Origin of the sequence: Streptomyces sp. NPDC058877 (assembly GCF_042742855.1) — a bacterium.
GTDB lineage: Bacteria > Actinomycetota > Actinomycetes > Streptomycetales > Streptomycetaceae > Streptomyces.
Window position 1 is genome coordinate 34,650 of sequence record NZ_JBHYMF010000020.1, and the last position, 26,048, is coordinate 60,697.

Consider the following 26,048-nt stretch of genomic DNA (forward strand, 5'->3'; position numbering starts at 1 on the left):
GCATGGCAAGGACGTCAGGCCCCGAGACCCGGGAGAAGCTGATCCGCGCGGCGGAGGAACTCTTCGCCGCACACGGCGTCGACGGAGCCCAACTGCGTGACGTCGTGGCGCTGGCCGGACAGGCCAACCCCTCCGCGGTGCAGTACCACTTCGGCTCGCGCGCCGGACTGCTCGACGCGGTGATGGCCGGCCGCCAGGCCCGCACCGAGCAGGTGCTCGCCCACCTCCTCCCGCCCGCCGGCGGCGAGCTGGAGGAGTTGGTCGGCGCCCTGGTCACGGCCGAGGCCAGCGAACTGCGCACCGACCGGGGCCGGCGCTGTCTGCGGATCTCCGCACAGCTCAGCCATGAGAGCGGCATCCGGACCCGCACCCCCCATCCGACGCTCGCCGGCACCGCGTACTGGCATCTGATCGAACGGATCGCCGACCGCCTGGCCGAAGGCGGGCTCCCCGAACCGCTCCTCCTGGAGCGACTGGACCTGGCGCTGACCGTGGTGGGCGCGGCCATGGCGGACCGGGCCCGGCAGTACCTCGACGGCGTCGAGCCGATCATCGACGAAGGGCTCTTCCTCGCCGACCTGGTCGGAACCACCACCGCGCTCCTCCGCGCCGCACGCCCCCGGGCCTCCTGAGGGGGTCCGGAGGGCCGCACGCTCCGGAAGGCCTCGCGGACCTCCCTCGTCCCGCGGACCCCGCACACCTCGAAGGGAACCCCCTTGAACGACCTCACCGGCAAGACCGTGCTCATCACCGGCGGCGGCCGCGGCCTGGGTGCCGAGGCGGCCCGGCAAGCCGTGGCGGCCGGAGCCAACGTCCTGGTGACCGACCTCCTCGACGAGGAGGGCAGGGCGACCGCCGACGCACTCGGGGAACGGGCGCGCTTCCTCCACCACGACGTGACCTCCGAGGAGGACTGGGCGGCGGCCGTCGCCTTCGCGGTGGCGGAGTTCGGCGGCCTGCACGGACTGGTGAACAACGCCGGGATCTCCACCGGCGCCTTCCTGGAGGGCGAGTCGGTCGCACACTTCCGCAAGGTCCTCGACGTCAACCTGACCGGGGTCTTCATCGGCATGAAGGCCGCGGTCCCCGCGATGAGGGAGGCGGGCGGCGGCTCGATCGTCAACGTCTCCTCGGCCGCGGGCCTGATGGGCCTGGCGCTCACCGCCGGGTACGGCGCGTCGAAGTGGGGCGTGCGCGGTCTGACGAAGATCGGTGCGGTGGAGCTCGGCACGGCGAAGATCCGCGTGAACTCCGTCCACCCCGGCATGACGTACACCCCGATGACCGCCGCCGTCGGCATCGAGCGCGGCGAAGGAAAGTACCCGAACACGCCGATGGGCCGGGTCGGCGAGGCCGACGAGATCGCCGGTGCGGTCGTCTTCCTGCTCTCGGACGCCGCCGCGTACGTGACGGGTGCGGAGCTCGCCGTGGACGGCGGCTGGACGGCCGGTCCGACCGTGAAGTACGTCATGGGGCAGTGAATCCGGTGTTCTCATGGAGACATGGACCCTGCTGATGAGTTGCTCGACGTCGTCGACGAGAACGACCGGGTGGTCGGTCGGGCCCCGCGCGGTGAGGTGTACGCACGGGGTCTGATCCACCGGTGCGCCTTCGTCCGGGTGCGGGACGCCCGGGGGCGGCTCTTCGTCCACCGGAGGACACCGACGAAACTGCTCTTCCCCTCCCTGTACGACATGTTCGTCGGCGGGGTGGTCGGCGCGGGCGAGTCCTACGACGCGGCGGCGTTGCGGGAGGCCGAGGAGGAGCTCGGGGTGTCCGGGCTGCCCCGCCCCGAACCGGTCCTGAGGTTCCTGTACGACTCCGGAGGCGTGGCCGGTAAGTGGTGGTCGGCGGTCTACGAGGTCCGCTGCGAGCTGCCGGTCCACCCTCAAGCGGAAGAAGTCGCCTGGCACGGTTTCCTGACGGAGGCGGAGCTGGCGGAACGACTGCCCGGGGCGGAGGGCGCCTGGGAGTGGGTTCCGGACGGCCTCGCCGCGCACGCGATGATGCCTCCGCTCGGTGCGTGAAGCGGGCTCGGCTCCTCCGGGAGGGCAGGAGGTCCTCAGGAGCCGGGGCCGGGGTGACCGCCGGAAGGACGCGGCGGGGGTCGGCCCACCGGGCGGAGCCCCTGGCTCCGTGCGGGCGGGGCGCTCGACTGGCGGCTAGGGTGCACGGGTGAGCGATTTCGTGCAGAGTCTGCGCCTGTGGTTCGCGCCGCAGAAGATCCGGGACGAGGGCGAGACCCCCGACTACCGCTTCTCCCTCGCCAACGAGCGGACCTTCCTGGCCTGGCTCCGAACCGCTCTCGCCCTGGTCGGTGGCGGTTTCGCCGTCGACCAGTTCCTGCCGGACCTGCGATGGGGGGTACGGGTCGGGCTGGCGCTCGCGCTGCTCGCCGCAGGGGTGCTGTGCTCCCTGCGGGCGGTCAACCACTGGGTGCGCTGCGAGCGGGCGATGCGACGCGGCGAAGACCTGCCGGCCTCCCGGTTCCCCGCGGTCCTCAGCCTCGCGGTGGCCGCGGTGGCGCTCGCCATGGTGCTCCTCGTCGTCTTCGGCCGGGCCGGACGGTGAGCGTGGCGGACGGATCCCGCGATCCCGGTCTCCAGCCGGAACGGACCAGGCTCGCCTGGCGGCGGACGACCCTGTCGTGCACGGTGGTCGCCGTGCTCGCCGTGAAGCTGACCGTCAGCGACGAGCTCACGGCGAAGGAACTGACCGGACTCGCACTCTCGGCACTGGTGTGGATCGCCTTCCTCGGCGTGGCCCACCAACGGATCCGTTCGCTGGGGACGGCCCGGCCGCTCCCGCTCTCGCACCGGGGGGCGCTGCTCGCGGCGGGGTGCACGATCGCGCTCGCCGCCTTCGGGGTCGCGGTGATCTGGTGAGTCCTAGGGGACCGTCACCACGACCTTGCCGTTGAGGCCGCCGGCCGCATTGACGCGTTGGGCGTCGGCCGCCCGCTCCAGGGGAAAGGTCCGGGCCACCCGTACCGTGAGGGCGCCCTCGTCGACCAGGTCGGCGAGGGCCGCGAGGTCGGCGGCATCGGGACGGACCCAGAAGTAGCGACCGCCGAGGGCGAGGACCTCGCCGTCGGCGATGGAGGCCAGTCGCCCCCGTGGGGCGAGGAGTTGGGCGGAGAGCTTCAGGAAGGGCCCTCCGATGGTGTCCAGCACGGCCTCCAGGCCCAGCGGGGCAAGGGCCCGGACCTGGTCGGCGAAGGTGTCCTCGTCGTACCGGACGGGTTCCGCGCCGAGTTCGGCGACCCGCTCCAGGCCCGCGTCCCTGGCCGCGCCGATCACCCGGCAGCCGAAGTGACGGGCGATCTGCACCGCCATCGAGCCGACGCCGCCGGCCGCCGCGTGCACCAGGACGGTGTCCCCGGGGCCGACCGCGAGGGCCTGGCGGAGCACCTGGTACGCGGTGAGGCCGGCGAGCGGCAGCGCGGCGGCCTCTTCGAACCCGAAGGCACGGGGCTTGCGGGCGAGGGTGCGGACGGGCGCGGCCACGTACTCGGCGAAGGTGCCGTGCGCGAGGAAGTCCTCGCGCACGTACCCCATCACCTCGTCGCCCTCGGCGAACTCGGTGACGGAGACGCCCGGACGGACCACCACCCCGGAGACGTCCCAGCCGGGGACCACCGGGAACACGGTGTCGAGCATGCCGTCGAGATAACCCGCCTGTGCCTTCCAGTCGACGGGGTTGACCGCGGCGGCCCGCACCTTGACGAGGACGTCATCGGGGCCGACCTTGGGGTCGGGCAGTTCGCCGTACTCCAGGACTTCGGGACCGCCGTACCGGCTGTAGCTGATCGCCTTCATACCCTCGACCCTCGGTGCGTCCGGGCCCACCCGCAAGCCGGGAGGACCCGGGCCGGGCCGGAAGCCGGTTCCCGGGTGCGGGGACGGGCCGGCCCACCGGTTTTCACCGGGGTGCGGCAACTGGCACCCTTCCCCTGTCCAGTCGGGCTCTCATCCGGGGGGAATCCCTTGTCCGTCAACGACCCTTACGTGGTCCAGCTCGCTCCGAACGTGCACGCCTTCGTCCAGCCGGACGGCGGCTGGTGCCTGAACAACGCCGGGTTCCTCGGCGACGCGGACGAGTCCCTGCTCGTCGACACCGCGGCCACCGAACGGCGGGCGCGGTTGCTGCGCGGAGCAGTGCTCGCCGAGGGCTTGCCGCTGCCGGGGACCATCGTCTCCACCCACCACCACGGCGACCACACCTACGGCAACGGGGTCTTCCGGCCGGAGGCCCGGATCGTGGGGCACGAGAACTGCCGCGCCGAGCAGCTCGCGGCCGGGCACCAGCTCCACCTGCTGTGGCCCCGGACCGACTTCGGGCACGTCGACATCCTGCCGCCCTCCGTCACCTACGCCGAGCGGCTCACGCTCCACGTCGGCGGCACGGAGGTGCGGGTGCTCCACCCGGGTGCCGCGCACACCACGGGCGACTCGATCGTGCACCTCCCGGAGCAGGGCGTGGTCTTCACCGGCGACCTGGTCTTCCACGGCGGGACGCCGTTCCTCCCGATGGGCTCGCTGGCGGGTTCGCTGCGTGCGCTGGACCTGCTGCGGTCCCTCGACGCCCCGACGGTGGTGCCGGGGCACGGGCGGGTGACCGACCCCTCCGTGTACGAGGCCACGGAACGGTACCTGCGCTGGGTGCGGGAAGTGGCGGCCGAGGGGTACGCCAGGGGAGCGACCCCCTTGGAGACGGCACGGCGGACCGAGCTGGGCGAGTTCGCCGCGTGGCGGGAGAGCGAGCGACTGGTGGCGAACCTGCACCGGGCGTACGCGGAGCTGGAGGGCCTGCCGGAGGGGCACCCGCTCGACCCGGTGGCGGTGTTCGGGGACATGGCGGCGATGAACGGCGGGATGCCGGTGGCCTGCCACGCCTGAGGCCCGCCCGCGACCCCCGGTGGGCAGCGGGCGGCGCCTCCCTCCGGTGCCGTCCGCGCCTCCCTCCGGTGCCGTCCGCGCCTCCCGCCGGGGGCGCGGCGCCACCGGAGCGCGGGTGTGCTTCTCCACCCCTCTGGACGACATACCGACTGGTCGGTCATCATGAACGGCGACCGAAGTCGATCCGGAGGTACGCCCGCATGAGTTCCGCCCCACCGCCTGGCCTCGACCCCGAACAGCTGCGCCGGTTCCTCGACCGCGAGCGGCCGGGCCTGGTGTCCGGCCCCCTCGAAGCCCGACTCATCGAGGGCGGCCGGTCGAACCTGACGTACGTCGTGAGCGACGGCACCGACCGTTGGGTCGTCCGCCGCCCCCCGCTCGGACACGTCCTCGCCACCGCCCACGACATGCGGCGCGAGCACCGCGTCATCAGCGCCCTCCACCCGACGGACGTGCCGGTCCCCCGGACGGTCCTGCTCAGCGAGGACGAATCGGTGCTCGGCGCACCGTTCTACGTCATGGAGTTCGTCGAGGGCACGCCGTACCGCTCGGCCCGCCAACTCGCCCCGCTCGGCCCCGAGCGCACCCGCGCCGCGGTCCTCGGCCTGGTCGACACGCTCGTCGATCTGCACGCCGTCGCCCCGGAGGCGGTGGGGCTCGGGGACTTCGGGCGGCCCGAGGGCTTCCTCGACCGACAGCTGCGCCGCTGGGGCAAGCAGCTCGACGCCTCACGCGGTCGGGAACTGCCCGGCATCGAGCAGCTCCACGCGACCCTCGGCGGTGCGCTGCCCGCCTCTCCCCCGCCCACCGTGATCCACGGCGACTACCGGCTCGACAACGTCCTCATCGGCGAGGACGACCGGATCCGGGCCGTCCTCGACTGGGAGATGTCCACCCTCGGCGATCCGCTCACCGACCTCGGCCTCCTCGTCATGTACAGCACGCCGCTCGACCTACCGGAATCACCCGTCTCCACGACCGCGGCGGCCCCCGGCCATCCGAGCGCCACCGAGCTGGTCGAGCGCTACGCGGCCCGCTCCGGCCGGGACGTCAGCGCCCTCTCCTGGTACACGGCCTTCGCCTGGTTCAAGCTCGCCGTGATCCTGGAGGGCATCCACTACCGCTACACCCTCGGCCAGACGGTCGGCGCCGGCTTCGACCGCATCGGCGACCTCGTCCCCGTCTTCATCGAGCACGGCCTGACCACCCTTCAGGAAGGCTGAACCGTCATGGACTTCTCCTACGACGCCCGCACCGAGGAGCTGCGGACCAGGCTCCTCGCGTTCATGGACGAACACGTCCACCCGGCCGAGTCCGTCGCCGAGGAGCAGCGCGCCCTGCTCGCCTCCCCCTGGGACACCCCTCCGATCGTCGAGGACCTCAAAGCCGAAGCCAAGCGACAGGGCCTCTGGAACCTCTTCCTGCCCGACGCGGACTACGGCGCCGGGCTCACCAACCTCCAGTACGCGCCGCTCGCCGAAATCACCGGTCGCAGCCCGCAGCTGGCCCCGACCGCCCTCAACTGCGCCGCCCCGGACACCGGGAACATGGAACTGCTCGCCCAGTTCGGCGACGAGGCGCAGAAGAAGCAGTGGCTGGAGCCGCTCCTCGCCGGCGAGATCAGGTCGGCCTTCGCCATGACCGAACCCGAGGTCGCCTCCTCCGACGCGACGAACATCGAGACCCGGATCCGGCGGGACGGCGACGCGTACGTGGTCGACGGCCGCAAGTGGTACATCTCCGGGGCGATGAACCCCGACTGCAAGGTCTTCATCGTCATGGGCAAGACGGACCCGGAGGGGGCCGACCTCCGCCGCCAGCAGTCGATGATCCTCGTGCCGCGCGACGCCCCGGGCGTCGAGGTCCGGCGCGCGATGCGGGTGTACGGCTACGAGGACCACTACCACGGCGGTCACGCCGAGGTGGTCTTCGACGGGGTCCGGGTCCCGGCCGCGAACATCGTCGGCGAGGAGGGCGGCGGCTTCGCCATCGCGCAGGCCCGGCTCGGCCCCGGCCGCATCCACCACTGCATGCGGCTCATCGGCATGGCGGAACGGGCCGTCGAACTGACCTGTCGGCGCGCCGTCTCCCGTACCGCCTTCGGCAAGACGCTCGCCCAGCAGGGCGTCGTGCAGAACTGGATCGCCGACGCCCGGGTGACGATCGAGCAGCTGCGGCTCCTCGTCCTCAAGACCGCCTGGCTCATGGACACCGTCGGCAACCGGGGGGCCCACACCGAGATCCAGGCCATCAAGATCGCGACCCCGCGCGCCGTCGTCGACATCATCGACAGGGCCGTGCAGGCGCACGGGGCGGGCGGCGTCTCGCAGGACTTCCCGCTCGCCGAGCTGTGGGCGGCGGCGCGGACGCTGAAGCTCGCGGACGGACCGGACGAGGTGCACCAGAGGTCGCTGGCGCGCCGGGAACTCAAGAAGTACCGGTAGGCGGTCCCTCCCGACGACCGGCCGCCCCCTCCGGGAAGAGGGGGCGGCTCGGGCTCGATGCCGGCACGCCCGCGGGCCGATCAGGGACGCAGGGCCCGGAGGAGCAGGTCGGCGAGGTGTCCGGCGACCTGCTCGGGAGCGAGCGGGCCGTCCGGGCGGTACCAGGTGGAGAGGTGGTGGACCGAGCCGAAGTGGTAGTCCACGACCAGGTCGGCGGGGGTCGCGTCGGAGAACACGCCCGACCGCTGCCCCTCTTCGACCAGGGCCCGGAAGCGCTCGTGGTAGCGGCGCCGCTCGGCCCGGACCTGCTTGTTCTTCTCGGGGCTCAGGTGGTGCATGGAGCGGAAGAAGATGGCGGCGTCGTCGAGGTTCTCGATGGTGGTGACGACGACGTCGGCGGCAGCGGCCCGCAGTCGCTCCTCGACGGGCGCTTCGGCGTCCGCGAAGGCGTCGAGCCGCTCCTGCTGGAGGCGCAGGACCCGGGAGTACACCTCCTGGAGGAGGTCCTCCTTGGAGCCGAAGTAGTGGTAGAGGGCCCCTTTGGTGACTCCGGCGGCCTCGACGATCTCCTGGACGGAGGTGCGGTCGTAGCCCCGCTCGGCGAAGAGCCGGGTGGCGGCGGCGAGGAGCCTCTGGGGGACGGGGGCGCCGCTCTCGTCCGTCGTCCTGGCCATGCTCCGCCACCTTCCTTAGTGATCGTTTTCAGTCAGGGGAACTCGTTCCCGCCAGGAGATCTTCCCATCAGTCCGCGCCCCGTTTAACGGGTGCCCGTCTCCCAGGTCTGCTGGACGCGGTTCATCGTGTCGAGCCACCGCTCGGGATCGGTGGCACGGTTGCGGTAGTAGCCGGCGACCTCGGGGTGCGGGAGGACGAGGAAGCGGTCGGCGCGCATGGCGTCGAGGAGGGCGTCGGCGACGTCCTCGGGCTCGATGGCCGTGGGGGCCAGGACGAGCTCGCCGGCGGACCCCGCGGCGGTGAGCATGTCCGTGCGGACGCCCTGCGGGCAGATGGCATGGACCTTGAGTCCGCGGTGGCGGTAGGTGAGGGAAAGCCATTCGGCGAAGGCGTACGCGCCGTGCTTGGAGACGCTGTACGGCGCCGCACCGATCATGGTGAGCAGTCCGGCGGCGGAGACGGTGGAGACGAAACGGCCACGGCCCCGCTCCAGCCACTCGGGGAGCAGGGCGCGGGCCGCACGGACGTGGGCCATGACGTTGACGTCCCAGGCGGCGGCCCAGACGTCTTCGTCGACGAGGGCGTCCCCCGGCGAGGAGAGTCCGGCGTTGGCGCACCAGACGTCGACGGTGCCCCCGAGTGCCTCACGGGCCTCGGCGACGACGGCGGAGGCGTCACCGGGGACGGGAACGCCACCGATCTCCTCGGCGACGGCCTTGGTGCGCCCCGGATCGAGGTCGTTGACGACGACCCTGGCACCCTCGGCGGCGAAGCGGCGGGCGAGCGCGGCTCCGATGCCGCCGCCCGCTCCGGTGACGACGATGCCGGCGCCCCGGAGCTCGTTCGTGTCCGCGGTCATGGACCCACCCTCTCGGCTGTGACGACCAGGACAGACTAACCAGTCGGTATGGAGCGACGGAAGACCCGCCCCGCACGCCTCGTTCCGCAGGACGGCCGGAAACGCTAGCGTGCGGGCCCGTGCCACTCCGAGGAGGTCCCGCATGAGCCTGTCCCGACGGAACCTACTGGCGGCGGGAGGCGCCTTCGGGGCGGCGGCGGCCACCGCCCCGGCCGCTGCCGCACCATCCCCCGGGCACGGCCGGGTGCGCACGGGTTTCGAGCGGCTCGCGGCGGACGGGTACGCCCTGCTCGCGGGCGATCGGGTCGGCATCGTCACCAACCCGACCGGCATCACCCCGGACGCACGTCACGTGGTGGACGTCATGCACGCCGACGAACGGGTCGACCTGGTCGCCGTCTTCGGCCCCGAGCACGGATTCCGGGGAACCGCCCAGGCCGGCGGTTCCGAGGGACGGCACGACGACCCGGCGACGGGGCTGCCCGTCTACGACACGTACCTGAAGAGCGGGCAGTCGCTGGCAGACGTCTTCACCGCCTCCGGGGCGGACGTGATCGCCTTCGACATCCAGGACGTCGGGGCGCGCTTCTACACGTACGTCTGGACGCTGTACGACTGCATGGCCGCCGCCTCGCTCGCCGGAAAGCGCTTCGTGGTCCTGGACCGGCCGAACCCGGTCAGCGGGCGGGCGGCACTCGGCCCCGTACTGGAACGGGAGTACGCGAGCTTCGTCGGGCGGGAGCCGATCGCACAGGCGCACGGCATGACGGTGGCAGAGCTGGCCGGGCTCTTCAACGACGCCTTCCTGCCCTCGCCCGTCCCCCTGGAGACGGTGCGGATGACGGGATGGCGACGGACCGGGTTCTTCGACGCGACCGGGCTCCCCTGGGTACCGCCCAGCCCGAACATGCCGACGCCCGAAACCGCGCTCGTCTACTCCGGCACCTGCCTCTTCGAGGGCACGAACCTCTCCGAAGGGCGCGGCACCACCCGCCCCTTCGAACTCCTCGGCGCCGAGGGGATCGACCGTCGGTGGGCGGGGGCCGCGAACGCGCTCGACCTGCCCGGGGTGCACTTCCGCGAGGCCTACTTCGCCCCGACCTTCTCCAAGTTCCGGGGAAGGACCGTGGGCGGGGTGCAACTGCACGTCCACGATCGGGACGCCTTCGACCCGGTGCGGACCGGAATCGGGCTCCTCGTCACCGCCCGCACCTCGTGGTCCGGCTTCGCCTGGCGCCCGGACCACTGGATCGACAAGCTGACCGGTTCCTCCCGGGTGCGGACGCTGATCGACGCGGGCGCCGGCGTGGACGAGGTGGTCGGGGCCTGGCAGACGGACCTGGCGGCCTTCCGGGCGGTACGGAGCGCCCACCTGCTCTACCGCTGACCCGTACCGGGTGGAGGCGGGCCGGGCGTTCCCGGGCGTCCCGCTCCTCGCGCTCGTCCCTTGGGCCCCTCCTTGCCGGGGGCTTCGACGGCCCTGCCCTGCCGCCCCCCCGTCGCACGTCTGGACGGGACCGTACGTGGGCATGCTGGCCGGGGAGCCGCCGCCCGCGCACGGGGCGCATCGGCGCTGTGGCCCCTCGACGTGGAGGGACGGTCGGACCGTGGCCGGGATGAGTGTGGAGCCGTACCGGGAGATCACCTTCGACAAGGACGGCGACGGGCCGCCGGGCCAGGCATCGGCCCTCGCCGCGCTGGCGCGGCAGGGCGTCGACGACCTGGTGGTGTTCGCACACGGGTGGAACAACTCCCCGTCCGGCGCGACCCGTCTCTACTCCGACTTCTTCGCCCCCTTCCCCGGGTTGCTCGCGCCCGGGGTCGAGGCGGGCTACGCGGGGGTGATCTGGCCTTCGATGATGTTCACGGACGAGCCGGTCCCCGACTACCGGGCCCTCGTGACGACCCTCCCCGAGAAGGAACCGGTCATCGGCCGGCTCACCGAACTCCTGGCCGCGGCACCGGCTTCGGAGTCCGCGTTCGCGGAGTTCGGGGACCTGTTGCGGGCCCTGGCGGATGTCCCCGGGGCGGGTCCGGCCGGGTTCGCGGGTGGTGGCGCCGGCACCTCGACACCGGTGCCGGAGTTCCTGGTCGCGGACCCGGTGGCCGTGTGCGCGCTGTTCACGGACGCCGTCGAGGGCCCGGACGCGGAGCCGGCGGAGGGCTTCGGCGAGGGGCTGAAGCGGTACTGGAAGGGTGCCAAGGAAGCACTGCGCCAAGCAACGTACTACGTGATGAAGAAGCGGGCCGGTCAGGTCGGCGAGCACGGGCTCGGACCGCTGCTCGGCGAGGTCGCACGCACCGCCCCGGGGCTGCGGGTCCACCTCGTGGGCCACAGCATGGGCGCCCGGCTCGTCGCGTACGCCCTGCGGGGCCTGCCCGCCGGGGCGCGACCGGTCGCCTCCGTGACCCTGCTCCAAGGCGCCTTCTCCCACTACGCGTTCGCCGCGCGCCTGCCGCACGCTCCCGAACGGTCCGGCGCGCTGCGGGACCTCCAGCACCGGGTCCGGGGGCCGGTGCTGGCCTGCTACTCGCGGCACGACACCGCGCTCGGGGTGATGTACCCGCTGGCTTCCCGGCTCGCGAACGACTCCGCGTCCTTGGCCGGCGGCACCGCGGGGCTGCTCGGCACGGACGACCCGCGCTGGGGCGCCGTCGGACACGACGGCGTGCAGGCGGTGCCGGGAACGGTCCGGCGCACCCTCGCGGAGGCCCTTCGGGAGGGCGTACCGCGCTCGGGGTGCATCAGCGTGGATGCGGCGGAAGCGGTCCGCTCCCACAGTGACATCCGCCACGCCGACCTGGCCCGGGTGATCCTTTCGGCCGCCCGGACGGGACGGTAGGCAGGGCTCCGGAGCCGGGGCGACGGGCCCGGTCGGACACGCCCGCCGCCCCGGCTCCGAGCCGCGCGGGCATCTCGGGGACGGATCCCGCGAAGTGCCGATGGAACGCAGCGGGGCTCCCGTTCGTCCCTCCTGATAGCGCGGAAGGACCAGCGACGGAGGTGGCGAGGGAATGGCCGGTTTCCGGAGTCTTGCGAGACAGGTGCGCGATCCGGGGTGCGACACGGCGCTGCGCAGGTACTCGCTGCGCAAGTGCCTGGAGAGGTTCGCGCCCTACGGGCACCGCGCCACCTGGGACCACTTGTGCCGCAGGCACAGGTTCGGACCCGAGGACCGGGATCTCGACCCGCGAAGACTGGTGGCCGCGCTCGACGAGTTGGAGGAAGCCAGAACCGTGTGGCTCGCCTACGAGCAGCGGTTCGCCGCCCGACGACGGCGCGAGAAGCAGGAGGGGCTGCGCGGGCTCGCGGCGCTCGACCGCTGGCACCACCGCGTCTGGGGCGGCAACGGGGTGGTGCGGTGCGGCAATCCGGCGGTTCACCCCGCAGAGCCGTTGCCCGAGGTGCTGCGGCGTCTGATCGCCGCGTTGGAGCGGGGCCCGGGCGAGGCGTGCCCGGTGTGTGCGGGACCACGGATCGAGTGGTCAGGTCCGGGCGATCCGCATGAGCCGTGGCTCGGCCCGGTGTGCGGGGACTGCGGGGTGGGCGTCCCGCGGGCCGTGCTGACCTCCGGGGCACTGGCACGGGCGCGCGGGGACCGGCGCCGTCCGTTCGCTTCGGCGGCCTGAGCGGCGCCTCCCCTTCGGTGCTCCAGGCCGTCCGACCCGCTCCCCTCAGGGGACGGCACCCGGGCCCGAGCCTACCGACCCGCCCACGGACCCGCCGGCCGGCCGGACCCTCTTCGACGGCTTCTCGTGCGCCTCGCACACCGATCCCGTCCTGTCCTCCCACGGTTGGGGCGTCCGCTCCGACTCCGGCGGCCCGGGCGTTCCCGGTGCCACCTGGGACCCTTCGAAGGTCACCCTCGTCGCCCGGGGCGGCAACACGGTGAGGAACCCGGAGACCTCCAGCGCCGGCACCGGCTCCAGCACCGTCCGGACCGAAGTCCTCACCAAGGCGACGACGTTCCGGAACGGAACGTACGCGGCGCGGGTGAAGCCCTCCGACGTTCCCCGCACGGACCCGACGGCGACCGCGTCGTCCGGACCTTCTTCACCATCAACGACCTCAAGGCGCCGGTGGCCGACGACTACGCCGAGGACGACTTCGTCGTCACCATCGGCGGGAACGCCATCACCCCCTGCGTGGACGGGGCGCTCTTCGGCGCGCACGCCGCCGCCCACCTGCCCGAGCGCCCCATGTCCATCAACTTCAACCAGTGGCTGATCGACCCCAACGGTCAGCCGTCGACCGCGCCGCGCGCCCATGGCCAGCAGGTCGACTACGTCCTGCACGTCGAGGACCGGGTCCTCGGCCCCGCCCGGGTGGCCGCGGAGGCGGTCGCCCTGCGCAGCGCCGGCACGACCTTCGTGGACGAGGCCCCGGCCTCCTGATCCGCTGGCGTCCGCCCGGTCGCCCGGAACCTCCAGGAGGGACCGGGCGACCGTCGCGCGGAACCCGGCGCGAAACGGTGGCGGGCCGACGCGGATCGGCACGAGAACGGTTGAGAGAATATGTAGATCGGTCTACTGTGCTCCCATGGGACTGAAGGGCGCCGAGACGCGGGACCGGATGCTGGACGCGACACAGGAGTTGATCGAGACCGGGGGATACCTCGGCGCCGGGCTCAACCAGGTGATCGCGACCAGCGGCGCGCCGCGCGGCTCGCTCTACTTCCACTTCCCCGGCGGCAAGGACCAGTTGGTCGGCGAGTCCCTCCGGCGGGCCGGGCGGACGATCGGCGACGCACTGGAGGGCCTGGCCGACTCCCGTCCGTCGGTGGCGGGGTTCGTCGAGGCGGTGCTGCAGCACCTGGGCGACCGACTGGAGGAATCGGGCTGGCGCAAGGGATGTCCGGTGGCCACCGTCGCGCTGGAGATGGCCAGCACCAGCGACCCGCTCCAGGAAGCGTGCTCGGAGGTCTACGCCTCGTGGGAGGAGGCCCTGCGCGCACACCTGGCGGACCGCTCGGACGCCGATGACCTCGCGGTCACGGTCCTGGCCCTCGTGGAGGGGGCGCTCCTGCTGGCCCGGACGCACCGCAGCAGGGAGCCGCTGGACCGGGTCTCCCGCCAGATCGGCGTCCTGTTGAGCTGATGTGACCCGCCGGTTCCGGCGGGTCCTTCGCTGCCCAAAAAATATGTAGACCGATCTACTAAGGAGATTCCATGGACGCGATCGTCTTCGGAGCGACCGGCTTCATCGGCCGCTCCCTCGTCGCCGAACTGCTCACCCGGGGTCAGCGGGTGGCAGCAGCCGTGCGCCGCGACACCCTCACCCCCTGGCTGGCCTCCCAGGGGGTCGACACCGGCGGGCTCGACGTCGTCACCGCCGACGTCACCCGACCGCTGACAGGGCTGCCCGAGGTCCGGGACGTCTACAACGCCGCCGCACGCTTCGCCTTCGGACTGAGCGAGCAGGAGGCGCGGGCGACCAACGTCACCGGGGCGCTCAACGTGGTCGAATGGGCCGCCGCACTGCCCCGGCTGCGACGGTTGGTGCACATCAGCGGTTACCGGGTGAGCGCGGCCGGAGACCACCCCGACTACGCCGCCCTGGGAGCCTACGAAGCGTCGAAGCTCGAGGGGGACCTCGCGGTGCGCGCCCGGGCCGAAGCGCTGTCGGTCCCGCTGACCATCGCCAACCCCAGCACCGTGATCGGGCCGGGCCAGTACATCGGCATGGCCGCCCTCGTCGAGGACCTGTGGAACGGGCGGCTCCCCGCCCTGCCGGGCGGCCCGGACACCTTCCTGCCGATCACCACGATCGACTACCTCGCACGGTTCCTGGCGGAGGTCCCCGCGTCGCCCGCGGGCGAGCACTACTGGGTGCTGGACGACGACACCCCGCTGCTGCCCGAACTGATCGGCACGATCGCCGACCACACCGGTGTGCGGGCACCCCGCCGGACCGTTCCCACCGGTCTGCTGCGGCGGCTGCCCCGACGGTTGACCGGCGTCGACCCCGAGACGCTGTCCTTCCTGTCGACCGACCGCTACCCGACGGCCTCCGCCCGCGCCTTCGCCGCGAGCGTCGGCCTGGAAACACCACCGGCCGCCGACGCCCTGCGCACCTGGGCCGACGACCTGGTCGCCACCCGCTTCGGCGCCGCATCGCCCTGGCTGCGCCCGTACGGTTTCCACACCGTGGCGGGCAGCCCTACCTGGGTGGCCGGAGAGCGGCGCCGCCCCGGCCACGTCCTGCTGCACGGGCTGCCGATGAACGCGGACCTCTGGACACGGCTCGCCGCCCACCTCCCCGGACCGGTCCTCGCCCCCGACCTCCCCGGCCTGGGGCGCTCGGCGGCCACCACCCGGGCGACGGACGCCTGGCTGGCGGACCTGCTGGGCCCGACGCAGACCCGCCCCGTGCTGGTCGCGCACTCCCTGGCCTGCGGCCCCGCGGTCCGCTTCGCCGTCGACCACCCGGACCGGATCAGCAAGCTGGTGCTCGTCTCGCCGGCCTTCCTCCAGGAACCCGCCCCGCGGTTCGCCCGCTCGGGTCTGGCAGTGCCCCTACTCCGCCGGATGCCCGCCGCCCGGCTGGCCCGGACGATCGGTGCCCCCGAAGGCCCGGAAGTGCAGAGCGCCGCAGCCGATCTGCACCGCCCCGGGGTGGCGCGCCGGGTGACCGCGGCCTTGCGCACGGACCTCGCCGAGCGCCGGCGGTCGCAGGCCCTGTTGGACCGGCTGACCGTCCCGGTCCAGATCATCGTGGGCTCGACGGACCCTCTGGTCACGGCCGTCGACTTCCCGGTGGCCGAGATCGCCGGGGCCGGGCACTACCCCCAGCTGACCCACCCCTCCCAGGTCGCACGGCACCTCGATGCCGTCCCCGTCCCGACCGGCGGATGACCCGGCCCCACCGGAGGCCTTGCGGTGCCCCTCCGGCCCGAGCACCCGCTCGACGGCGACCCCACCGGTGAGGGGCGCCGAGAGCGCGTCCGCCCCCGGAGGGTCGGGCTAGTCCTCGGCGCTTCCCTCCGGATGCCGAACCGGCAGCAGGCGCGAGCCCGCCATGCTCCGTCCGAAGCGGTCGTCGGGATTGGACAGCACGCAGGTGTCCAAGGAGAGGCAGCCGCAACCGATGCAGTCCGTCAGGTAGTCGCGGAGCCGGCCCAGTTGTGTGATGCGTTCGTCGAGTTCGGCCCGCCACGCCTCGGAGAGCCGGGCCCAGTCCTCACGGGTGGGGGTGCGCTCCTCGGGAAGCCGGGCGAGCGCCTCCCGGATGGTGGCCAACGGGATCCCGACCCGCTGTGCGGCACGGACGAAGGCGACCCGGCGGAGGGCATCGCGACCGTAGCGGCGCTGGTTGCCGCTGGTGCGGCGACTGGTGATGAGGCCCTTCGCCTCGTAGAAGTGCAGGGCGGAGACGGCGGCCCCGCTGCGGGCGGAGAGCTGGCCGACGGTGAGTTCGTGGATCTTCTCTGGGATCTGCGACACCCGGCGACCCTACTGTCCCGCCCCCTCCGGGCGTTGACAGCGGCCCGCGCACCCCACATGCTGAGCAAGCGCTTAGATACCGACCACTAGGTATGCCGTACGAGAAGGGACGAGGAACATGGCCGAGCCGAGGATCTTCACCTCCGCCGAGGAACTGCGCGCGGGGGTCGGCGAGCAGTTGGGGCACAGCGACTGGCTGGAGATCGACCAGAAGCGCATCGACCTGTTCGCCGACGCCACCGGGGACCACCAGTGGATCCACGTGGACCCCGAACGGGCGGCCTCCGGCCCGTTCGGCACGACCATCGCGCACGGCTATCTGACCCTGTCGCTCCTGCCGCTGTTCGTCCCGCAGGTGCTGCGGGTCGAGGGCATGAAGATGGGCCTCAACTACGGCACCGAGAAGGTGCGCTTCCCGGCAACCGTTCCGGTCGGCTCGCGGTTGCGCGCCACGGCCGTGCTGACGAAGGTCGAGGAGGTGGGCGGCGGCGTCCAGGTCACGGCAACGGTGACCGTGGAGCGCGAAGGCGGGGAGAAGCCGGTGTGCGTCGCCGAATCGGTGTCCCGCTACTACTTCTGAGCGCCGACCATCCTGAGCACGAGGTCGGCGTAGAGGGCACCGACCTCGTCCGGCGTCCGGCGCCCCTGCGCATTGAACCAACGCGCGACGTCGATGCAGAGGGAGAGGACGGCGACCGTGGTGCCGGGCACGTCCGGCACCACGAACTCACCCGCGGCGACGCCCTCGTTGATGATGCGACGGATCGCCGCGTCGGATTCGCGGCGCAGCTCGACGATCTCGGCGCGGTGCTCGGGACCGAGCGCGTCGAGCTCGTACTGGACGACCCTCGCGGTCGTGTGGCGCTCGGCGTGCCAACGGACGAAGGAACGCACGGCGTCGGCGAGCCGCTCGGCGGCCGTGCCGTCTCCGTCGGCCGCCGCCCGGAGGATCTCCAGGGCCTTGTCGTGGCCGATGCGGCTGATCCGGTGGAGCAGCTCTTCCTTGGTCTTGTAGTGGATGTAGAGCGCGGCCGGACTCATCCCGGCGCGCCCCGCGATGTCCCGGGTGGTGGTGGCGTGGTAGCCGCGCTCGGCGAACGCCTCGACCGCGGCCACGAGCAGCCGTCGGGCCGCCTCGGGCGTGACCTCGCCCCAGGACACGTCCTCGCCCCCGGGCGTCTCCTCCGCCGCGCTCATCCCACACTCCTCCTCGGACCCCGTAGAGAACAACACCATACAACGAGGGTGAGCAAGCGCTTAGGGCTCTGGCCCCTCCGGACTCCCGGAAGGGGGTGCTGCGGGGTTCCGGGCGGCGGCCCGACACCCGGGGGCGGCCCCTCAGAGCTTCTGGAAGGGATCGTGCTCGGCGAGGAGTTTCTCCAGGCGGGCCTGGTCGACCCGACTGACGATCTGGCCGGCCTCCTGGCGGTCGCGGACGACCTTGGCGAGGGTGAAGGCGGAGGTCGTGAGGTAGAGGACCGAGACGGCGAGGAAGGCCCGCACCCAGGCGTCGGCGTCGAGCCGGTAGATGCCGACGGTCACGGCGGCGATCGCGATCCCGAAGGAGACGACGGCCTGGGCGTAGTAGGCGGCGGTGTTCTGCTGCTTGACCGGTGTGTCGCTCATGCCCCACAGCATCGGGCGGACGTGGCCCCCGCCACATCCGCCCGGATACTCAGGGGAGTACTCAGAACGCCGAAACGCCCGTGAGCGCACGGCCGATGATGAGCTTCTGGATCTGGCTGGTGCCCTCGTACAAGGTCATGACGCGGGCGTCGCGGACCAGCTTTCCGACCGGGTACTCGTCGATGTAGCCGTAGCCGCCGAAGACCTGGAGGGCGTTGTTCGCCGCACGGACGGCGGCCTCGGAGGCGTACAGCTTGGCCATGGAGGCGGCGGTGGCGAAGTCCTGGCCGCGGTCGATCAGGTCGGCGACCCGCCAGGTGAGCAGCCGGGCCGCGTCCACGTCGACCGCGATGTCGCTGATCAGTTCCTGGACGAGCTGGTACGAGGCGATGGGCTTGCCGAACTGCTCGCGCTCCCCCGCGTACCGCACGGCGGCGTCGAGGGCCGCCCGGGCGATGCCGACGCAGCCGGCGGCGACGGACATGCGCCCCTTGGCGAGGGCGGACATGGCGACGGCGAACCCCTTGCCCTCGGGACCGAGCATCGCATCGACCGGGACGCGGACGTCGACCAGGGCGAGTTCGGCCGTGGCCTGACCGCGCAGGCCGAGCTTGCCGTGGACGGGGCGGCGGGTGAGGCCGGCGACATCGGCCGGGACGAGGAAGGCGGAGACGCCGCGGTGCCCCGGGGCGTCGTTCGTGCGGGCGAAGAGCAGCACGACATCGGCCCAGGTGCCGTTGGTGATGAACATCTTGCTGCCGTTGATCACGTACGCGTCACCGTCACGGACCGCGCGGGTGGCGAGGTTTCCGGCGTCGGAGCCGGCGCCCGGCTCCGTGAGGCCGAAGCAGCCGAGCGCCTCACCGGTCGCCAGCCGGGGCAACCACGCCCGCTTCTGCTCCTCGCTGCCCCAGGCGGCGATGGTCTTGGCGACCAGGCCGAGCGAGACGGAGACGATGCCCCGCACGGAGGAATCGCCGCGCCCCAGCTCTTCGGTGACCAGGCAGTACGCGAGGTGGTCGCCGCCCGAGCCGCCGTACTCCTCCGGGAGGGTGAGCCCGAGGAAGCCGACGGCGCCCAGCTTCTTCACGATGCCCCGGTCGACCTCCTCGGCACGGTCCCAGGCCACGGCGTGCGGAGCGACCTCGCGCGCGACGAATTCCTCGGCGAGCCGCCGTACGGCCTCCTGCTCCTCGCTCAGCTCCAGATCCATGCGGTGCCACCCCACTCGACCATTAAATTACCACTGCTAGTTTTCCTTGTGCAGGCCTACTATGTGCGCCATGGCCCGACCGCGCAAGCCCCTGCTCAGCCGAGAACGCATCGTCGAGACGGCGGGTGCACTCGTGGACGAGGAGGGGCTCGCCGCCCTCTCCACCCGGCGGCTCGCCGCCGAACTCGGGGTGAGCGGGCCCTCGCTCTACAACCACTTCCGCACCAAGGACGAGATCCTCGATGCGGTCGCGGACGCGGTGAGCGCCAAGATCGACCTGTCGATGTTCGCGGAGGAGGACGGCCGGGACTGGCACACGGCACTGCACGACTGGGCGGTCTCCTACCGCGCCGCCCTCGCCGACCACCCGCACATCGTCCCGGTCCTCGCCCAGGGACCCGGCCGCCGCCCGGCGGGCCTGCGGGTGGCCGACGCCGTCTTCGGCTCCATGGTCCGCGCGGGCTGGCCCCCGGCCCAGGCCACCTCCATCGGCGCGCTGATGCGGTACTTCATCACCGGCTCCGCCCTCGGGTCCTTCGCCCGCGGCTTCGTCGACGACGAGACGGCGTACGACCCGACCGACTACCCCCACCTCGGACGGGCCCACCTCCTCGCCGAGCACCGCCAGAAGGTCGACGAGGGCGCCTTCGAAACGGGACTGCGGGCCCTGCTCGACGGACTGCGGCTGCAGTACGAAGCGATCCCGGCGGCCCGCCGGGGAACGGCCCCGCAGGCGAACGCCGCACCTCCACGGGCGACGGCCCCGGCCCCGGCCCCGCAGGACACGTCGGCCGCCACCGAAACATGAGTGGGGCAGGCTTGCCCCATGGCAGCCAGTGACCTCGCCGCCCTCGCGGCGCTCTTCGCGGACGAGAGCCGTGCCGCGTTCCTGCTCGCCCTGCTCGACGGTCGGGCCTGGACCGCCGGAGAACTCGCCCGGCACGCCGGCGTGGCACCGTCCACCGCCAGCGAGCACCTCGGGAAGCTGGTCGCGGGCGGGGTGCTCACGGAGGAACGCCAGGGAAGGCACCGGTACGTGCGCCTTGCGGATCCCGGGGTCGCGCACCTCGTCGAGGACCTGGCGACCCGGTCCGAACCCGCAGCGAGCACGCCGGCGCGCTCGCTGCGGGCCGCGAGCACCGGGCGGGCGATGGCCCGCGGCCGGACCTGTTACGACCACCTCGCGGGGCGGCTGGGCATCACCATCACCGCGGCGATGACCGAGCGCGGGCTGCTGCGCCAGGACACCGGTTTCGCGCTCACGGACCGAGGCCTGGAGTGGTTCGCCGAGCAGGGCGTCCTCCTGGTGCGGAGGGGGCGGCGCCCGCTCGCCCGCGGCTGCCTCGACCGGACGGAGCGGCGCCCGCACCTCGCGGGGCTCGCGGGCGCCGCGCTGTGCCGGCACGCCCTGGACTCCGGGTGGTGCGTGCGGATCGGGTCCGAGCGGGCGGTCAAGGTGACCCCACGGGGCGAGACGGCCTTGCGGGCCGCACTGGGCATCGTCCCGACCGCACTGCAGTGAGAGACCGGACGCACTGCAGTGAGAAACCGGACGCACCGCGGTGAGAGACCCGACTCCGGCCTTCCCGACCGTGCGGTGAGCACCGAAACGTCCACGGCCTACCGTCGGGGCATGCAGAAGCCACCCTCCCGGCTCGCGCTCGTCGCCGCCGTGGTCACCGTCCTCCTGTGGGCCTCGGCCTTCGTCTCCATCCGCAGCGCCGGAGCCGCGTACTCCCCCGGCGCACTCGCGCTCGGACGGCTGCTCGCCGGAACGCTGGTCCTCGGGGCGGTGCTCCTGGTCCGGCGGGAGGGACTGCCGCCCCGGGCGGCCTGGCCCGGGATCGTGCTCTCGGGACTGCTCTGGTTCGGGGTGTACATGGTGGTGCTGAACTGGGGCGAACAGGAGGTCGACGCGGGCACGGCGGCGATGCTGGTGAACATCGGACCGATCCTGATGGCCCTGCTCGGGGCACGGTTCCTCGGGGAGTCCCTGCCGCCGCGACTGGTCGTGGGCATGGCGGTCTCCTTCGCCGGGGCCGTGACGGTCGGCCTGTCGATGTCCGGCGGCACCTCCGGTGGCCACGCCTCCGTGCTCGGAGTGGCCCTATGCCTGCTCGCTGCGATGGCGTACGCGGGCGGGGTGGTGGCCCAGAAGCCGGCGCTCGCGCACGGCAGCGCCCTCCAGGTGACGGCCTTCGGGTGCCTGGTGGGGGTGGTCGCCTGCCTGCCGTTCACGGGGCGACTGGTCGAGGAGGCCGGCCGGGCCCCCCTGAGCGCGACCCTCAACATGGTCTACCTGGGAGTGTTCCCGACCGCGCTCGCCTTCACCACGTGGGCCTACGCACTGGCCCGCACGACAGCGGGTCGGATGGGGGCGACGACCTACACCGTGCCCGCCCTGGTCATCCTGCTGGCCTGGGGGCTCCTGGGCGAACTGCCGGCGCCGCTGGCCCTTCTCGGGGGTGCGATGTGCCTGGCGGGCGTGGCCGTATCCCGCTCCCGGTCACGGATTTCCGCGAACGCCGGAACGGCCGAATCCACCTGACAGGCCATGCTCCCGGTTCCGGTCAGTTCACGGGCGTGCCACGCGGGTAGAACACCCCCGACCTGGACCGGAGATGTCCGTCAAGCCCCAGTTCTGGCCGCGGGTACGAAAAGGGCACGTTTTGCCGCCCCTCGGCCGGATAATTTCGAGGCGGTCACAAGCTCAGGCCGGAACCTGACGGTCTGACACCTTCTCGCGAGCCCACGGGGGAACCATGGCGATTCAGCAACGGGCGGAGCGGACGAGACAGGAGATCCTGTCGTCGGCCGCTCGGGTGTTCGACAGAGTGGGCTACGAGCGGGCCTCACTGGCCCGGATCGCCGGCGAGGCCCGGGTGACCACCGGCGCCCTCGTCTTCCACTTCGCCACCAAGGCGGACCTGGCGACAGCGGTGTGCGGACGGGCCCGCGCGGTCACCCGGATCACCGTCGAGTCCGCCTGCCTGTCCATGGAGGGGGTCGGCGGCACTTCGATCGACAAACTGGTCATCACCACCCACGCGCTGATCCGGCTCTTCGAGACCGACCCCACGGCCCGGGCGGGCGAGCGCCTCGCCCGCGAGCTGCAGCCGACCGCCTCCGGCATCGAGCAGGAGTGCCCCTGGCGGCGCGAAGTGGAGCGCCTGGCGAGGTACGCGGCGGCCGAGAAGGCCCTGCGCCCGGACGCGGACGCAACGGCGGTCGCCACGCTGATCAGCTACGTGATCACCGGGGTCGAACTGGAAATCCGACATCTGACTGCGCAGGCCGACGAGCACCGGCCCGCCGAGGGCGGCGGCCTGCACCACCCCGCGGAGGAACGACTGCGCCGCATCTGGGAGTTAATCCTGCCGGGACTCGTCCACCCGACGACCCGGCTGCTCGACGCTGCAGGCACGTTCCGGGATCCCGGCGGGGACATCGCACCGACACGCCGGATCCCACCGAAGGGCAGGTCAGCGACCACTTCCTGAGTGCAACAACTGGCGGGCGAAATCCGCCAGAGCCCTTCCGATGCGCTCGGCCGACAGGCCGAGTTCGTACCGCTGGAACTGGTAGAGCTCGGGCGACAGCGGACCGAGCGCGATGTCGATCAACGGGTCCGGGTCCTGGACGCCGTGGTCGACGAGCAGGGTCCGGACGTGCACGCGCCAGAATCCATAGGCGCCCGTCCGGAAGCGCGCGGGGCCCGTCTCGGCTCCCAGCGCCAGCGGCAGGTGCCGTTCGAGAAGATCGAGCATCGCCAGGTAGAAGGCCGCGAGACGCTCCCCTGCGGGGGCGCCCGGCCCGAGGGGCGGGGGTCCGTAGATGAGCTGGCCCTGCAGCCGCCGCTCGTGCTCGTCGAGCAGCGCCACGGCGACCGAAGAGGGGTCGGAGAAGCTCCGGTAGAGCGTGGCTCGGCCCACGCCGGCGGCCTTGGCGATCCGGTCCATGGTGACCGTCCGCGGGTCCTGTTCGGCGAAGAGTCGCTCGGCGGCGGCCAGGATCTGGGCACGGTTGCGCTCCGCGTCGGCACGTCGGCGCGGAGCGACCGGCTGCTCGTCCGGGGCCTGGAGGTCGCCGAGGAGCCCGTCGACCCGATGCACGGAGGCTGCTCGACGGCCGCGCTGCTGCTCTTCCTCGCTCATGGAGCAGACCTTACTTCCCTCGGAGATAAGTGGACACCTTGTCCGTTTGCCATGTTGCGTGTCATGCTAAACGGACTCAGTGTCCACTTAACCGCTCGCCATCCCCGCCCCAGGGAGATCCAGATGCACACCGCGCTCCTCGCCGCGGCCCTGCTGGTCGGCTGCCTCCTGGCCGTCCAGGCCTCGGTGAACCTCCAGCTCAACTCGGCCGTCGGCACCCCGTACGGCGCCTCGACCATCCAGCTCGGCGTCGCGACCACGCTGCTCGTCGTGCTCGCGGTGGCGGCCGGCGCGCTCGGCGCGCTCGGCAAGCTGCCCGACGTCGAGCCCTGGCAGCTGCTCGGCGGACTGGCCAGTCCGCTCTACATCACCAGCGGCATCCTGCTCTTCCCCCGGCTCGGCGCGCTGGCGGCCGTCGGGCTCTTCGTCACCGGTCAGATGTTCGCCTCGCTCGCCCTCGACCTCTTCGGCCTCCTCGGCCTGGAGCAGAAGGACCTGAGCGCCGGCATCGTCATCGGCGCCGCCGCCGTGCTCGCGGGCATCGTCGTGATCATCAGGGGGATGAAGGCCGCGGCCCCTCCCGGCGCCCCCAAGATGTCGAGCGCCGGACGCATCGGCTGGCTCGCCCTCGGCATCCTCGCCGGCGCCGTCCTGCCCGTCCAGGGCGCGGTCAACGCCCAGCTGCGCGCCCAGCTGCAGGAGCCCATCACCGTCGCCGTGATCAGCTTCGCCGTCGCGACCTTCACGATCGCCGTCGTCCTGCTCGTGCTCTACGCGACCAGGAAGACCCCGAAGCCCAAGATCGCCCCGCTGAAGAAGATGCCCTGGTGGGGCTGGCTCGGTGGCGCCTGCGCCGCCGCGTACGTCACCGGCACCTTCCTGCTCATCCCCTCCATCGGCGCGGCGGTGACCATCGCCCTGACCGTGACGGGACAGCAGCTGACCTCGGCCCTGATCGACCACAAGGGCCTGTTCAAGCTTCCGCAGCGCTCCTTGACCAAGCCGCGCGCCCTGGGCCTCGCCCTGCTGATCGCCGGCTCCCTGACCATCCAGCTCGTCTGATCGGGGCCGGCGCTCCCCCGGGCACCCCGGGGTCCCGGCCCGATCGGCGGCCCCCGAAAGGCTGCACATGAAGACGCCCTACACCGCCGGGCCGGACATCCACGTCCTCCCCTCGGCCCTGCCCATCCCCGGCCTCGGCGACCAACCGGTGAACGCCTTCCTCCTACGGTCAGGGGAGCCGCTCCTCGTCGACACCGGCATGCCCGTCGACCGGGAGGGCTTCCTGGAGTCCCTCTGGTCGCTCATCGAGCCGACCGATCTGCGATGGGTGGTCGTGACCCACGACGACCGCGACCACACCGGCGCGCTCGCCGGCATCCTCCGGGCCGCACCGAACGCGAAGGTGCTGGCCAACGCAATATCGGTGACGCGAATATCGGAGGAGTTCGACATTCCGCAGGACCGGGTGGTGACCGCGAACCCGAGAAGCCGCACGAGAATCGGCGATCGCGACCTGAGTTTTCACCGACCGCCCACTTTCGATTCACCCGGAACCCTAGCCGTTTTCAACCATTCGGACGGCACACTGTATACCTCCGACAGTTTCGGCACCGTCGTAGCAGAAATAGCCCAGGACTTCGCCGACCTCGACGAGAAGGAATTCTTCGACGGGTTCGACGTACTGAACCGGGCGATAGCCCCGTGGACCGCACTGGTAGACGAAGCGAAGTTCATCCGTCCCGTACGCGAACTGGCCGCACTACGCCCGGCACGACTGCTCAGCGCCCACGGACCGACCGTCCGGGAGGACGCCGTACCCCGGCTCTTCGAAGCGATGACCCGCATCCCGTCCCTGCCCGCCTGGCTGCCGGACGCCGACCTCGACCTCGAGGCGGCGCTGGACGCCCATGAGTCCCCCACCGGCTGAACACCACTCGCCGACGCACGATCCGAGGAGAACCATGCCCGACCCGACCACTGCCGACCTGACCCCGCCGCGCGGAGTCGTCACCGTCTTCTCCGACATCTGGTGCTCCTTCGCGCACATCGCCATCCACCGGCTGCACGCCACTCGGGCCCGGCTGGGCCTGGAGGCGCAGGTCTCCTTCGACCTGCGCGCCTTCCCCCTGGAACTGCTGAACGACGCCCCGAGCCCGCGCCCCGGCACGGACAGCGAGGTGGCCCGGATGGCCAGTCTGGAGCCGGCTGCCGGTTGGCAGTTGTGGCAGGCCAAGGACTGGTTGTACCCGTCGACGACGCTGCCCGCCCTGGAGGCCGTGCTCGCCGCGAAGGAGCAGAGCCTGAACGCCTCCGAGCAGCTCGACCTCGGCCTGCGCAAGGCCTTCTGGGCCGAGTCGCGCTGCATCAGCCACCGCAAGGTGATCCTGGACGTCGCCGCCGACACCGGCGCCGTCGACGTGGACGCCCTCACCGAGGCCCTGGACGACGGGCGGGCCCGTCGCGCCCTCGCCGACCAGGCCGCCCTGTCCAAGAGCGACCGGATCAACTGCAGCCCCCACCTGTTCCTGCCCGACGGATCCGACCACGCCAACCCCGGCATCGACGTGGGCTGGGAGGGTGCGTACGGGATCGGCTGGCCGGTGATCGCCTCGGACGACCCGAAGGTGCACGAGGACATCTTGCTGCGGGCCGCCACCGAGTAACAAGAAAAGCCGTCGCCGACGGCTGAAAAAGGAACGACGGCCAGGCATTCCCGATCGCGGAATGCCTGGC

At 72.3% G+C, this 26,048-nt stretch carries 29 protein-coding genes and 1 pseudogene; 22 read left to right on the forward strand and 8 right to left on the reverse strand.

The annotated features are described in order from the left end of the window. Positions 1 to 2 precede the first annotated feature (2 nt). The 5 genes from ACFW2Y_RS07425 (at position 3) to ACFW2Y_RS07445 (ending at position 2,885) form a co-directional block, all read left to right on the forward strand. Complete coding sequence (locus tag ACFW2Y_RS07425) at positions 3 to 632, forward strand: TetR/AcrR family transcriptional regulator (protein ID WP_384874874.1); 630 nt, start codon at positions 3 to 5, stop codon at positions 630 to 632. An 84-nt stretch (positions 633 to 716) separates the two neighbouring features. After that, a complete protein-coding gene (locus tag ACFW2Y_RS07430; protein WP_384874877.1) occupies positions 717 to 1,481 on the forward strand; it encodes a glucose 1-dehydrogenase in 765 nt (254 codons plus the stop codon). A gap of 21 nt (positions 1,482 to 1,502) precedes the next feature. Continuing rightward, positions 1,503 to 2,027, forward strand: coding sequence for an NUDIX domain-containing protein (locus tag ACFW2Y_RS07435; protein ID WP_384874880.1), 525 nt, complete (start codon positions 1,503 to 1,505; stop codon positions 2,025 to 2,027). A gap of 148 nt (positions 2,028 to 2,175) precedes the next feature. Continuing rightward, entirely contained in the window at positions 2,176 to 2,571 is a 396-nt protein-coding gene (locus tag ACFW2Y_RS07440; RefSeq protein ID WP_384874883.1) for a YidH family protein, read from the forward strand. A gap of 2 nt (positions 2,572 to 2,573) precedes the next feature. Beyond that, positions 2,574 to 2,885, forward strand: a complete 312-nt coding sequence (locus ACFW2Y_RS07445) for a DUF202 domain-containing protein (protein ID WP_384874884.1) — start codon at positions 2,574 to 2,576, stop codon at positions 2,883 to 2,885. Between the two features lie 3 nt (positions 2,886 to 2,888). Here ACFW2Y_RS07445 and ACFW2Y_RS07450 read toward each other — a convergent pair whose 3' ends face one another. Further along, on the reverse strand, positions 2,889 to 3,818 hold the full coding sequence (locus tag ACFW2Y_RS07450) for an NADP-dependent oxidoreductase (protein ID WP_384874886.1): 930 nt from the start codon (positions 3,816 to 3,818) through the stop codon (positions 2,889 to 2,891). A gap of 168 nt (positions 3,819 to 3,986) precedes the next feature. On the opposite strand from ACFW2Y_RS07450, the gene ACFW2Y_RS07455 reads away from it, so the two are divergent. From ACFW2Y_RS07455 to ACFW2Y_RS07465, 3 genes are all read left to right on the forward strand, one after another. Then, positions 3,987 to 4,898, forward strand: coding sequence for an MBL fold metallo-hydrolase (locus tag ACFW2Y_RS07455; RefSeq protein ID WP_384874889.1), 912 nt, complete (start codon positions 3,987 to 3,989; stop codon positions 4,896 to 4,898). A gap of 200 nt (positions 4,899 to 5,098) precedes the next feature. Continuing rightward, a complete protein-coding gene (locus ACFW2Y_RS07460; RefSeq protein WP_384874892.1) occupies positions 5,099 to 6,121 on the forward strand; it encodes a phosphotransferase in 1,023 nt (340 codons plus the stop codon). A gap of 6 nt (positions 6,122 to 6,127) precedes the next feature. After that, on the forward strand, positions 6,128 to 7,342 hold the full coding sequence (locus ACFW2Y_RS07465) for an acyl-CoA dehydrogenase family protein (RefSeq protein ID WP_384874895.1): 1,215 nt from the start codon (positions 6,128 to 6,130) through the stop codon (positions 7,340 to 7,342). Positions 7,343 to 7,422: 80 nt separating this feature from the next. Here ACFW2Y_RS07465 and ACFW2Y_RS07470 read toward each other — a convergent pair whose 3' ends face one another. Together ACFW2Y_RS07470 and ACFW2Y_RS07475 are read right to left on the reverse strand one after the other, a co-directional pair. Continuing rightward, a complete protein-coding gene (locus tag ACFW2Y_RS07470) occupies positions 7,423 to 8,016 on the reverse strand; it encodes a TetR/AcrR family transcriptional regulator (protein WP_384874898.1) in 594 nt (197 codons plus the stop codon). A gap of 83 nt (positions 8,017 to 8,099) precedes the next feature. Beyond that, positions 8,100 to 8,876: an SDR family oxidoreductase gene (locus ACFW2Y_RS07475; RefSeq protein WP_384874900.1), complete on the reverse strand. Its 777-nt coding sequence runs from the start codon at positions 8,874 to 8,876 to the stop codon at positions 8,100 to 8,102. A 142-nt stretch (positions 8,877 to 9,018) separates the two neighbouring features. Here ACFW2Y_RS07475 and ACFW2Y_RS07480 point away from each other — a divergent pair, with 142 nt between their 5' ends. From ACFW2Y_RS07480 to ACFW2Y_RS07505, 6 genes and pseudogenes are all read left to right on the forward strand, one after another. After that, the gene (locus ACFW2Y_RS07480) at positions 9,019 to 10,263 is read left to right on the forward strand and encodes an exo-beta-N-acetylmuramidase NamZ domain-containing protein (RefSeq protein ID WP_384874902.1); all 1,245 of its coding nucleotides are present in this window, start codon (positions 9,019 to 9,021) and stop codon (positions 10,261 to 10,263) included. Between the two features lie 229 nt (positions 10,264 to 10,492). Further along, complete coding sequence (locus tag ACFW2Y_RS07485; RefSeq protein ID WP_384874905.1) at positions 10,493 to 11,719, forward strand: serine-threonine protein kinase; 1,227 nt, start codon at positions 10,493 to 10,495, stop codon at positions 11,717 to 11,719. Between the two features lie 172 nt (positions 11,720 to 11,891). After that, positions 11,892 to 12,506 carry a hypothetical protein gene (locus ACFW2Y_RS07490; RefSeq protein WP_384874908.1) on the forward strand — a complete coding sequence of 205 codons (615 nt, stop codon included), beginning with the start codon at positions 11,892 to 11,894 and terminating at the stop codon, positions 12,504 to 12,506. 49 nt (positions 12,507 to 12,555) lie between these two features. Continuing rightward, positions 12,556 to 13,271, forward strand: a pseudogene (locus ACFW2Y_RS07495) (hydrolase); the annotation flags it as partial. 145 nt (positions 13,272 to 13,416) lie between these two features. Further along, positions 13,417 to 13,974 (forward strand): TetR/AcrR family transcriptional regulator, encoded by a 558-nt coding sequence (locus ACFW2Y_RS07500; protein ID WP_384874911.1) that lies wholly within the window; start codon positions 13,417 to 13,419, stop codon positions 13,972 to 13,974. Between the two features lie 71 nt (positions 13,975 to 14,045). Beyond that, entirely contained in the window at positions 14,046 to 15,731 is a 1,686-nt protein-coding gene (locus ACFW2Y_RS07505; protein WP_384874914.1) for an alpha/beta fold hydrolase, read from the forward strand. Positions 15,732 to 15,839: 108 nt separating this feature from the next. Here the strand turns inward: ACFW2Y_RS07505 and soxR are convergent, their stop codons facing one another. Further along, entirely contained in the window at positions 15,840 to 16,319 is a 480-nt protein-coding gene (gene soxR, locus ACFW2Y_RS07510) for a redox-sensitive transcriptional activator SoxR (protein WP_384874916.1), read from the reverse strand. Between the two features lie 118 nt (positions 16,320 to 16,437). Between soxR and ACFW2Y_RS07515 the strand changes: the two genes are divergently transcribed. Then, complete coding sequence (locus ACFW2Y_RS07515; protein ID WP_384874919.1) at positions 16,438 to 16,899, forward strand: MaoC family dehydratase; 462 nt, start codon at positions 16,438 to 16,440, stop codon at positions 16,897 to 16,899. Here ACFW2Y_RS07515 and ACFW2Y_RS07520 read toward each other — a convergent pair. The 3 genes from ACFW2Y_RS07520 to ACFW2Y_RS07530 all read right to left on the reverse strand — a co-directional run bounded on the left by ACFW2Y_RS07520 (position 16,890) and on the right by ACFW2Y_RS07530 (position 19,158). Continuing rightward, positions 16,890 to 17,516: a TetR/AcrR family transcriptional regulator gene (locus tag ACFW2Y_RS07520; protein WP_384874920.1), complete on the reverse strand. Its 627-nt coding sequence runs from the start codon at positions 17,514 to 17,516 to the stop codon at positions 16,890 to 16,892. The two genes, ACFW2Y_RS07515 and ACFW2Y_RS07520, sit on opposite strands and share 10 nt — an antisense overlap. Before the next feature lie 141 nt (positions 17,517 to 17,657). Beyond that, on the reverse strand, positions 17,658 to 17,945 hold the full coding sequence (locus tag ACFW2Y_RS07525; RefSeq protein WP_384874923.1) for a YiaA/YiaB family inner membrane protein: 288 nt from the start codon (positions 17,943 to 17,945) through the stop codon (positions 17,658 to 17,660). A gap of 61 nt (positions 17,946 to 18,006) precedes the next feature. Next, the gene (locus ACFW2Y_RS07530; protein ID WP_384874925.1) at positions 18,007 to 19,158 is read right to left on the reverse strand and encodes an acyl-CoA dehydrogenase family protein; all 1,152 of its coding nucleotides are present in this window, start codon (positions 19,156 to 19,158) and stop codon (positions 18,007 to 18,009) included. Positions 19,159 to 19,228: 70 nt separating this feature from the next. Between ACFW2Y_RS07530 and ACFW2Y_RS07535 the strand changes: the two genes are divergently transcribed. The 4 genes from ACFW2Y_RS07535 (at position 19,229) to ACFW2Y_RS07550 (ending at position 22,658) form a co-directional block, all read left to right on the forward strand. After that, entirely contained in the window at positions 19,229 to 19,966 is a 738-nt protein-coding gene (locus ACFW2Y_RS07535) for a TetR/AcrR family transcriptional regulator (RefSeq protein ID WP_384874928.1), read from the forward strand. Positions 19,967 to 19,984: 18 nt separating this feature from the next. Further along, entirely contained in the window at positions 19,985 to 20,680 is a 696-nt protein-coding gene (locus ACFW2Y_RS07540; protein WP_384874930.1) for an ArsR/SmtB family transcription factor, read from the forward strand. 111 nt (positions 20,681 to 20,791) lie between these two features. After that, positions 20,792 to 21,706 carry a DMT family transporter gene (locus ACFW2Y_RS07545; RefSeq protein WP_384874932.1) on the forward strand — a complete coding sequence of 305 codons (915 nt, stop codon included), beginning with the start codon at positions 20,792 to 20,794 and terminating at the stop codon, positions 21,704 to 21,706. Between the two features lie 214 nt (positions 21,707 to 21,920). Next, positions 21,921 to 22,658 carry a TetR family transcriptional regulator gene (locus ACFW2Y_RS07550; protein ID WP_384874934.1) on the forward strand — a complete coding sequence of 246 codons (738 nt, stop codon included), beginning with the start codon at positions 21,921 to 21,923 and terminating at the stop codon, positions 22,656 to 22,658. On the opposite strand, the gene ACFW2Y_RS07555 is transcribed toward ACFW2Y_RS07550, so the two are convergent. After that, positions 22,641 to 23,312: a TetR/AcrR family transcriptional regulator gene (locus tag ACFW2Y_RS07555; protein ID WP_384874937.1), complete on the reverse strand. Its 672-nt coding sequence runs from the start codon at positions 23,310 to 23,312 to the stop codon at positions 22,641 to 22,643. The genes ACFW2Y_RS07550 and ACFW2Y_RS07555 overlap by 18 nt on opposite strands. Before the next feature lie 123 nt (positions 23,313 to 23,435). Here ACFW2Y_RS07555 and ACFW2Y_RS07560 point away from each other — a divergent pair, with 123 nt between their 5' ends. From ACFW2Y_RS07560 to ACFW2Y_RS07570, 3 genes are all read left to right on the forward strand, one after another. Then, positions 23,436 to 24,374 carry a DMT family transporter gene (locus ACFW2Y_RS07560; RefSeq protein ID WP_384874939.1) on the forward strand — a complete coding sequence of 313 codons (939 nt, stop codon included), beginning with the start codon at positions 23,436 to 23,438 and terminating at the stop codon, positions 24,372 to 24,374. Positions 24,375 to 24,441: 67 nt separating this feature from the next. Further along, positions 24,442 to 25,242 carry an MBL fold metallo-hydrolase gene (locus ACFW2Y_RS07565; RefSeq protein ID WP_384874940.1) on the forward strand — a complete coding sequence of 267 codons (801 nt, stop codon included), beginning with the start codon at positions 24,442 to 24,444 and terminating at the stop codon, positions 25,240 to 25,242. Positions 25,243 to 25,276: 34 nt separating this feature from the next. Continuing rightward, a complete protein-coding gene (locus ACFW2Y_RS07570) occupies positions 25,277 to 25,978 on the forward strand; it encodes a DsbA family protein (RefSeq protein ID WP_384874943.1) in 702 nt (233 codons plus the stop codon). The last annotated feature ends 70 nt before the right edge of the window (positions 25,979 to 26,048 follow it).

Coding starts and splice junctions, on each gene's coding strand:
- ACFW2Y_RS07425 (WP_384874874.1), top strand. CDS start 3: ATGGCAAGGACGTCAGGCCCCGAGACCCGGGAGAAGCTGATCCGCGCG.
- ACFW2Y_RS07435 (WP_384874880.1), top strand. CDS start 1,503: ATGGACCCTGCTGATGAGTTGCTCGACGTCGTCGACGAGAACGACCGG.
- ACFW2Y_RS07450 (WP_384874886.1), bottom strand. CDS start 3,818: ATGAAGGCGATCAGCTACAGCCGGTACGGCGGTCCCGAAGTCCTGGAG.
- ACFW2Y_RS07460 (WP_384874892.1), top strand. CDS start 5,099: ATGAGTTCCGCCCCACCGCCTGGCCTCGACCCCGAACAGCTGCGCCGG.
- ACFW2Y_RS07465 (WP_384874895.1), top strand. CDS start 6,128: ATGGACTTCTCCTACGACGCCCGCACCGAGGAGCTGCGGACCAGGCTC.
- ACFW2Y_RS07470 (WP_384874898.1), bottom strand. CDS start 8,016: ATGGCCAGGACGACGGACGAGAGCGGCGCCCCCGTCCCCCAGAGGCTC.
- ACFW2Y_RS07475 (WP_384874900.1), bottom strand. CDS start 8,876: ATGACCGCGGACACGAACGAGCTCCGGGGCGCCGGCATCGTCGTCACC.
- ACFW2Y_RS07480 (WP_384874902.1), top strand. CDS start 9,019: ATGAGCCTGTCCCGACGGAACCTACTGGCGGCGGGAGGCGCCTTCGGG.
- ACFW2Y_RS07485 (WP_384874905.1), top strand. CDS start 10,493: ATGAGTGTGGAGCCGTACCGGGAGATCACCTTCGACAAGGACGGCGAC.
- ACFW2Y_RS07490 (WP_384874908.1), top strand. CDS start 11,892: ATGGCCGGTTTCCGGAGTCTTGCGAGACAGGTGCGCGATCCGGGGTGC.
- ACFW2Y_RS07500 (WP_384874911.1), top strand. CDS start 13,417: ATGGGACTGAAGGGCGCCGAGACGCGGGACCGGATGCTGGACGCGACA.
- ACFW2Y_RS07505 (WP_384874914.1), top strand. CDS start 14,046: ATGGACGCGATCGTCTTCGGAGCGACCGGCTTCATCGGCCGCTCCCTC.
- ACFW2Y_RS07515 (WP_384874919.1), top strand. CDS start 16,438: ATGGCCGAGCCGAGGATCTTCACCTCCGCCGAGGAACTGCGCGCGGGG.
- ACFW2Y_RS07520 (WP_384874920.1), bottom strand. CDS start 17,516: ATGAGCGCGGCGGAGGAGACGCCCGGGGGCGAGGACGTGTCCTGGGGC.
- ACFW2Y_RS07525 (WP_384874923.1), bottom strand. CDS start 17,945: ATGAGCGACACACCGGTCAAGCAGCAGAACACCGCCGCCTACTACGCC.
- ACFW2Y_RS07530 (WP_384874925.1), bottom strand. CDS start 19,158: ATGGATCTGGAGCTGAGCGAGGAGCAGGAGGCCGTACGGCGGCTCGCC.
- ACFW2Y_RS07535 (WP_384874928.1), top strand. CDS start 19,229: ATGGCCCGACCGCGCAAGCCCCTGCTCAGCCGAGAACGCATCGTCGAG.
- ACFW2Y_RS07540 (WP_384874930.1), top strand. CDS start 19,985: ATGGCAGCCAGTGACCTCGCCGCCCTCGCGGCGCTCTTCGCGGACGAG.
- ACFW2Y_RS07545 (WP_384874932.1), top strand. CDS start 20,792: ATGCAGAAGCCACCCTCCCGGCTCGCGCTCGTCGCCGCCGTGGTCACC.
- ACFW2Y_RS07550 (WP_384874934.1), top strand. CDS start 21,921: ATGGCGATTCAGCAACGGGCGGAGCGGACGAGACAGGAGATCCTGTCG.
- ACFW2Y_RS07555 (WP_384874937.1), bottom strand. CDS start 23,312: ATGAGCGAGGAAGAGCAGCAGCGCGGCCGTCGAGCAGCCTCCGTGCAT.
- ACFW2Y_RS07560 (WP_384874939.1), top strand. CDS start 23,436: ATGCACACCGCGCTCCTCGCCGCGGCCCTGCTGGTCGGCTGCCTCCTG.
- ACFW2Y_RS07565 (WP_384874940.1), top strand. CDS start 24,442: ATGAAGACGCCCTACACCGCCGGGCCGGACATCCACGTCCTCCCCTCG.
- ACFW2Y_RS07570 (WP_384874943.1), top strand. CDS start 25,277: ATGCCCGACCCGACCACTGCCGACCTGACCCCGCCGCGCGGAGTCGTC.